Below are 7,189 nucleotides of genomic sequence, written 5' to 3'. Positions count from 1 at the left end.
ATTTAGAAATCAGGTTTGATGTTAGATAGAGCGCAGTCGAATTTTTTCAAGTTATTTAATCAGTAATAGGTTTCGACTGCGCTCAACCTAACAAATAGTTATAAAAACTCCTTAGGCAGGCTCTTATTTTTATATTCTATTTTTCACATAAATTAAGTTGCGATAAATAATTTGAAGCTTGTGTTTTTAGCTTGTTTATATAATAACTTTTTATAGCTTTAATACTCTTTTTTGATATGTTGATTGATGAATCTACTTCTTTTAAGATGTCATGTTTACAATCACAAATTTTTAAAGCATCGTTGTATGTTCTAATGTTTTCTGTAATTGCCATTTTATAAGAAAGAATTAATGCCTCTTTTTTAAGCATCAACGCTTTTTCTTCTTGTTGTTCTAACTTTTGTTTTATTTGATTCTCTTTAATTTTTAGTGCTTCTTGCTGCAGTTTTAATTTTAATTGTTCATCTTGTAAATCGGAAAGCTCAGTATTTTCATTAGTATTAAAACTTTCAGTTTCAACAACATTAGAATTATTAGAATACGAACATTTATCAATTTCAATAACACTTTCTTTGCTAGTGTCTCTGGCACGTTTAACAAAAAAACGACCATCTTCAAAAGTTTCTGCACCTTCAACCTTAGCAAGTAGATCTATGCTTTTGTTAGTTAGGTTTAATGCGGTTTCGCAGCCACAATCTTTTAATGTTTTTTTTGATAGCTTAAAAGCTTCCAACGATCTGTTAGCATAGTACTTTAAATGGCTTATATTATTAGAGTCATACGCATCTTTAACATGCGAATATGCATTAACAAGATACGAGTTGGCGTCATCACAATTGGCTATTTGTCCGTTAATGTTTAAAGTAGCAACAAAAAATAAAAGAAAGTAATAATTATTCATAAAATTTGGGGTTAAAATTAAGTAGGGTATGACGAATATATTAAAAACTAAGGGGACAACTGTGTCGTTTGTCGAATTTATGTGCTTAACTTATTTTCAATAAAGTCATTTATAATGGTTTTAACTTTGTTTGGAATATTGTTATTCTCAACCCAAGTATGTATATCGCCTAAATAATTCATCCCTAAATAGTTTGCAGATTCGACAAATGGCATATTAAAACCGCGAACTAAATCGTTACTGTTATTAATACTTATCATAGCCATATTTTTACCACGCAGTTTTCTGCCAAGGTCTTTATGTATTCTTATTAAGTCAGAGATTCGATCAAAAAATACTTTCATATGGCCACTCATGGTGTACCAATAAACTGGCGTTGCAAAAATTATAGTATCGTAATTTTTAATAATGTTGGTAATTAAAGGAATAAAATCATCATTAGCATTATTGTATTCATAATCGTAATGGCCAATATTTTTTGAGTATAAATCAATAACATCAAAATTGCCCTTTAAAGCCATATAGCTTATAATGGTATTAGTGTCTCCTTTAGGTCGAGCACTGCCTTGTATAATTAGTGTTTTATTCATTTTTTTAATTTTATTTAAACGAAGTAATGCAATTATTAGGATTTAAAATAAAGAACACAATAGAAACAAATAATGCCAATAAAGGGAAAATTGATTTTCATTTTTATATATTTAAAAACGATAATAAATACCATACATTTTGAAAACTATTGATACCAACGATTTTAAAATTACCTCAAAAATTAAATTAAGCGAACAACCTTCAAGCTATTCTTTAGATGCTTCAAAAGACGACCTAGTAAACGCCTTGCATTTTGTAAGCAAAAAACTTGGGAAGCTACAAAATACCATGTATGCACACGATAAATATGCCGTTTTAGTTTGCATACAAGGCATGGACACTTCTGGAAAAGATAGTTTAATACGTGAGGTTTTTAAAAATTTTAATGCACGCGGTGTTATTTCGCATAGTTTTAAAGTGCCAACCGATTTGGAAATAAGTCACGACTATTTATGGCGCCATTACATTGCATTACCAGAGCGTGGTAAATTTGCTATTTTTAACAGAACACATTACGAAAATGTACTGGTAACACGCGTTCATCCAAATTATATTTTGAATGAAAAGATTCCTTCTATAAATTCTGTTGACGATATTGATGAAGCTTTTTGGGACAAACGATTTGAACAAATCAATAATTTTGAAAAGCACATAGCCGAGAATGGTACCATTATATTTAAGTTTTACTTGAATCTTTCAAAAGACGAGCAAAAAAACAGATTACTTCGTCGATTAAATAAAAAGGAAAAACATTGGAAGTTTTCTCCAGACGATTTAAAAGAGCGTGCTCTTTGGGATAAATATCAAGACTGTTATGAAGATGCTATAAATAGAACATCAAAACCACACGCACCATGGTACAATATTCCTGCAAACGATAAAGCTACAGCACGATATATTGTTGCAAAAATTATGTACGATACCTTAAGTAAATACACGGATATTAAAGAACCAGAGTTAGATAATAAAGTAAAAGCAAATTTAGATGAATACATAAATCAGTTAAACAACGAGTAGTCGTTTTAGGCATTTTAACACGCTTTAATCATTGATTATTATTTGAAATTTTGGTAATTGTGAATATGAATATTTCCGCTATATTTTTTTAAAAACGTTATTGCGGGGAAGGAACGACTGTGGTAATCTGCTTAATTTTAGCTTTATGCCATTTTGGAACTTTCAAAATTTTAAAAAGGAGCGCAGTCGAAGCATATTTTAAAATTTAATTAAAAATGCATCTTTTTTGTAAAGGTTTCGTCTAATAGATGTAACATTAAAAAGAATAATTATGAAAAATAACGAATGTACTTGTACTTGCGATAGTTGTACAAATGGTCAATGTGAAAGTTGTACTTGTGAATCTTGTAACTGCAGTGGTTGCAATTGTTAGATCTTAATTTTTATGAGCGTTGATAAATACTTCCAACGCTCATTCATTTTATCTTATGAATACAAATCACATTTGGGAAACATATCATCAGGATGTTAAGCAATTTCTTCTATCAAGGATAAAAAACGAAGAGATTGCAAACGATGTGCTACAGGACACATTTATTAAAATACACACGAAATTCGATTCACTTCAAGACCACAAAAAGCTTAAATCATGGGTTTTTACCATTGCCAGAAATACCATGTTAGACTTTTTTAGAACGAATAAAATAAGTACCGAATTTAAGGAACATGATACTCAAATTGAAGAAGAGCCTTCCAATCATAACGAAAAAGATTGTCTTTACGGAATTATTAAAAGACTTCCTAAAAAGTATCGAGACCCTTTATTTTTGGCAGACATTAAAGGAAAGAAACAAGCAGAAGTTGCTGAACAGTTAAAATTAGCTTTACCAACTGCAAAATCGAGGATTCAACGTGCAAGAAAATTAGTCGCACAAGGGTACATGGAATGCTGTGACTATAAAATGAACCAAAAAGGCCATTTAATTGGAGAAGTTAAGACTAAAGAAGATTGTAAAATTTGTAACTAATCTATAAGGTCATTATCCAATTACGTTGCAATTTTTTAAATTTTTTCAATTCTCTGCGTAAAATTGGTAAAAAATCTCTCCCGTTACTATTAGATTGTTCTAGGCGGTATGAGTTTTTATAAAGCATATTTGTAATGCGCTTAAGTGAGGCAATGTGTTTATGTTTTCTCTCTGAAAAACGCTCTAATTCTGCGTTTACAATTTCTGGAACTAAAGCCACAGATTGTTGAACAATATCACCTGAAAAATAAATATGAATATCTTCAGATCCATCGTCTTTTAAAACAGATAAATCTTGATTTAAGTAGGCAGATATATTTTGCGACAAGGCAAAAATATCTAATGCTTTTTTATAAATCGGTAATTCCGATAGGTTTTGTGGGGTATTGGATAACATGTTTATTTTTTCTTAAGCAATTTTATCAAAATTACTCACAAGAATCCATATTATTCTTTTGATTTTAAAGTAAATTTGTATATTTACTTTAAATATTAATGTTTTGCAGTCTAATTTATTTAAATGAGTATTGATAACCTTAATAAGAAGATTTTGAAGTGTTTACAGCAAAATGCTAGACAATCTAATGCAGAAATTGGTAGGCAAGTAGGCATTAGTTCTCCAGCAGTTTCTGAGCGCATAAAGAAGATGGAAGATCTGGGTATTATTGAAGATTATAAAACCATGGTTTCGCCATTCGATTTAGGTTATCAGTTTAAAGCTATTATTACATTGCGTGCCTTTATGGGTAAACTAAAACCGTTTTTAGAAAAAGTAAAAACCTATGACGAAGTTATTAATTGTTATCGCATCACTGGCGATGAAAATATAGTTATGGAAGTGGTTTTAAAAAACCAAAAACATTTAGAGTTATTTATAGATCAGCTTATTACTTATGGTGAGACTAAAACACAAATTGTTTTATCGCGAGTAGTAAAACAAAAAGAAGTTAAACCGGTTTAATAAGTTGTTTTTTGTCCTCAAATTTTTTTTAGCGAAAACTAATTTATTCGCCAAGGTGGATTTTTTCTATTTTTACCAGCTTTATATAAAATAATGGGGTTGCCATCTAAATCGTTTAAATGCGCTTCTCGCCACAACCACGGTTTATCTTTGGGTTCACTTGTAAATATAATGCCTTTTGCTTTTAGTTGTTTTACTAACTCATCAAGGTTGTCATTTTCAAAATAAATTGTAATTCCACTTTCTTTGCTTAATTCATCTACTTTATGAATTGAAAATGTTGAGTTCCCGTTAGGACATTCAAATCTAACATAACGCGGAAGTGCATCAACGATTAAAATTAACCCCAACTTTTTATAAAATTCCGTCGCTTTTTCAACGTTTAACGACGGAATGGTTATTTGGTTTAAATCCATAATATTTCTTTTTCTTCGTCTATTAATTTCTTTTTCTTTTTAGCATTTAAGTATTGTTTTAAAAAGAATAATAAAAACACACAAAGTGCAGCAAGGCCAGTAATAATATACCATGTGTTATCAAACCCTAATTTATTTGTCATTTGTAATCCAGCATTATGTCCAAAAATATGTGCTATTGAAAAAGCGATAGAATACAATGCCATATACTCGCCCTGATTTCCTTTTTTTGCTCTATCCATAGCAAAAGCATTAGAAAAAGGGAAGGCTATCATTTCTCCAAAAGTCATTAAAAGCATACCAATTATTAAAACGCCAACCCACGATGTAACGTTTAAAATAATAAAACTTAACCCTGTTAAAATACCACCAAAAAGCATCAATCCCGTTTTAGTAAATGTTGTGTTTTCTAACCATTTTATTAAAGGCATTTCGAAAACAAATATTAAAAACCCGTTCATTCCTAAAAGAATACCAATCTCAAATTCTGTTAATTGATGGGCTTCTTTATAATAGAGTGGCATTGTTGAAAAATATTGTAAAAACACAATACCAAACAGTACCATGGCTGCTAAAAATATTAAAAAAGCCTTGTCGTGGTATGCCGATTTTGGATTTAGAACTTTTATATCATCTAATGTTTTTGTTGTTTTTGGATTCAATACATTTATTAAAACAAATGTTGCTAAAATGCATGTAATGCCATCTACCCAAAATAAGCCACCATAGCTTAAAGTTGTAATTATAATTCCACCTATAGCCGGACCAGCAGAAAACCCAAGGTTTATGGCAAGCCTAATTAAAGTTACAGATCTTGTTTTGTTTTCTGGTTTACTATAAGCACTTAATGCCACAAACATAGCTGGTCGAAACATATCTGCTACTAGCATAACTAAAAGAATACCTATGCAAAAAGAAAGAAATGTTGTTAAAAACTGCAATGCAATAAATAATAAACCAGTAGTTAACAGACTAAATACCATAACTTTGTAGTACCCAATTTTATCAGTTAACCGTCCGCCTAACCAAGACCCAACTACAGACCCTAAACCAAAAGCACTCATAATCCAACCAACATCACTTAGGGTAAAATTCAAACTTGTTGTTAAATAAAGCGATAAGAACGGAATGACCATAGTACCGGCTCTATTAATTAGTGTTATTAATGCAAGCCACCAAACTTCTCTAGAAAGTCCGCTAAAAGTGTTTAAGTAATTGTTAAAAAGAGTTTTCATGTGGTTTTTTTATTGTTTAATTGACACATGTTGCATCCATATAGTGTTTTAGTTAATAATGAATTTTTACTTTATGAATGGTTCATTAGTTCTGATTGTTCAAGTTTCTGTTTTCAAATTTTTGATTTTAGTTAAAAGTCGTTAATAGACTAAAAATAAAAAGTCCGACTGTGAAGTCGGACTTTTTAATATTGTAATATTTTATAATCATATCACCACAATATATAATAAGCCCAACATCTTGTCTTTAAACAAGAGGTCCATTGCTTTCTATAAATAGTGACGTTATTACGCATTTTTTCTTTTTTGTAAGCTACAAAGCTATATAAAATATTCTTAAGTTGTATTTTTGAAATGATAAAATTTTAAAAATGAAAAATATTATTACAATATTTCTTTTGGTTTCTATTGTTAGTTGCGGACAAGAAAAAAGACCTGTTTTAGGTGAAACCGAATTTCAAAAAGAATTAAATGCCGAATATAAAGATGCTACAACATCGCCTTTAAAAGATAAGGACAGAAAGGCTTTTAAAGGGTTAGATTTTTTTAAGTTCGATTCTACTTATATGGTTACTGCCAGTTTTAAAAGAACACCTAACGAAAAAGTTTTTAAAATGAAAACGACCACAGACAGAAAACCAGAATATGTTAAATATGGAGAATTGAATTTTAATTTAAAAGGAAAAGACTACACGTTAAACATTTATCAAAACCTAGGATTGATTGAAACAGAAGGATACGAAGATTATTTGTTTCTACCTTTTTTAGATGAAACCAATGGGTTAGAAAGTTATGGTGGCGGACGCTATATTGATGCAAGAATCCCCGAAGGAGATACGATGATAATAGATTTTAATAAAGCCTATAATCCGTATTGCGCTTATAACGATAAATATTCTTGTCCTATTGTACCAAGAAAAAACTATTTAAAAACTCGGGTTGAAGCTGGAGTTAAGGCTTTTGAGAAGCATTGAGTTTTGTGAGGTTCGTTTACTGTTGTTTTGCGGATATGAAATCGTTTTATGTTTTATATCCGACGGTAAATGAAGGTAGCCGAAATTTTTTACAAAGTCAAATTTCACTTCACCAAAAAAAGTCCC

9 protein-coding genes are annotated in these 7,189 nt (G+C 30.2%); 4 read left to right on the top strand and 5 right to left on the bottom strand.

What is annotated here, in order from left to right; all coding sequences use genetic code 11:
* Positions 1 to 136: 136 nt before the first annotated feature.
* Together AADI82_RS12425 and AADI82_RS12420 are read right to left on the bottom strand one after the other, a co-directional pair.
* Positions 137 to 901, bottom strand: a complete 765-nt coding sequence (locus tag AADI82_RS12425) for a hypothetical protein (protein ID WP_341216749.1) — start codon at positions 899 to 901, stop codon at positions 137 to 139.
* Between the two features lie 77 nt (positions 902 to 978).
* A complete protein-coding gene (locus AADI82_RS12420; RefSeq protein ID WP_341216748.1) occupies positions 979 to 1,491 on the bottom strand; it encodes an NAD(P)H-dependent oxidoreductase in 513 nt (170 codons plus the stop codon).
* Positions 1,492 to 1,630: 139 nt separating this feature from the next.
* Between AADI82_RS12420 and AADI82_RS12415 the strand changes: the two genes are divergently transcribed.
* Positions 1,631 to 2,509: a PPK2 family polyphosphate kinase gene (locus tag AADI82_RS12415; protein ID WP_341216747.1), complete on the top strand. Its 879-nt coding sequence runs from the start codon at positions 1,631 to 1,633 to the stop codon at positions 2,507 to 2,509.
* Positions 2,510 to 2,937: 428 nt separating this feature from the next.
* On the top strand, positions 2,938 to 3,477 hold the full coding sequence (locus AADI82_RS12410; protein ID WP_341216746.1) for a sigma-70 family RNA polymerase sigma factor: 540 nt from the start codon (positions 2,938 to 2,940) through the stop codon (positions 3,475 to 3,477).
* Between the two features lies 1 nt (position 3,478).
* Here the strand turns inward: AADI82_RS12410 and AADI82_RS12405 are convergent, their stop codons facing one another.
* Complete coding sequence (locus AADI82_RS12405; RefSeq protein WP_034044243.1) at positions 3,479 to 3,874, bottom strand: hypothetical protein; 396 nt, start codon at positions 3,872 to 3,874, stop codon at positions 3,479 to 3,481.
* Positions 3,875 to 3,997: 123 nt separating this feature from the next.
* On the opposite strand from AADI82_RS12405, the gene AADI82_RS12400 reads away from it, so the two are divergent.
* Positions 3,998 to 4,438, top strand: a complete 441-nt coding sequence (locus AADI82_RS12400; RefSeq protein WP_341216745.1) for an Lrp/AsnC family transcriptional regulator — start codon at positions 3,998 to 4,000, stop codon at positions 4,436 to 4,438.
* 38 nt (positions 4,439 to 4,476) lie between these two features.
* Here the strand turns inward: AADI82_RS12400 and AADI82_RS12395 are convergent, their stop codons facing one another.
* Positions 4,477 to 4,854 carry a VOC family protein gene (locus AADI82_RS12395; protein WP_341216744.1) on the bottom strand — a complete coding sequence of 126 codons (378 nt, stop codon included), beginning with the start codon at positions 4,852 to 4,854 and terminating at the stop codon, positions 4,477 to 4,479.
* Positions 4,845 to 6,089 (bottom strand): MFS transporter, encoded by a 1,245-nt coding sequence (locus AADI82_RS12390; RefSeq protein WP_341216743.1) that lies wholly within the window; start codon positions 6,087 to 6,089, stop codon positions 4,845 to 4,847. The genes AADI82_RS12395 and AADI82_RS12390 overlap by 10 nt, the downstream gene beginning before the upstream one ends.
* Before the next feature lie 371 nt (positions 6,090 to 6,460).
* Here AADI82_RS12390 and AADI82_RS12385 point away from each other — a divergent pair, with 371 nt between their 5' ends.
* Entirely contained in the window at positions 6,461 to 7,063 is a 603-nt protein-coding gene (locus AADI82_RS12385) for a DUF1684 domain-containing protein (RefSeq protein ID WP_341216742.1), read from the top strand.
* Positions 7,064 to 7,189 lie beyond the last annotated feature (126 nt).

The organism is uncultured Wocania sp., from assembly GCF_964021735.1.
In the GTDB taxonomy this organism is placed as follows: Bacteria; Bacteroidota; Bacteroidia; order Flavobacteriales; family Flavobacteriaceae; genus Wocania_A.
This window is presented reverse-complemented; position numbering and strand designations above follow the sequence as displayed.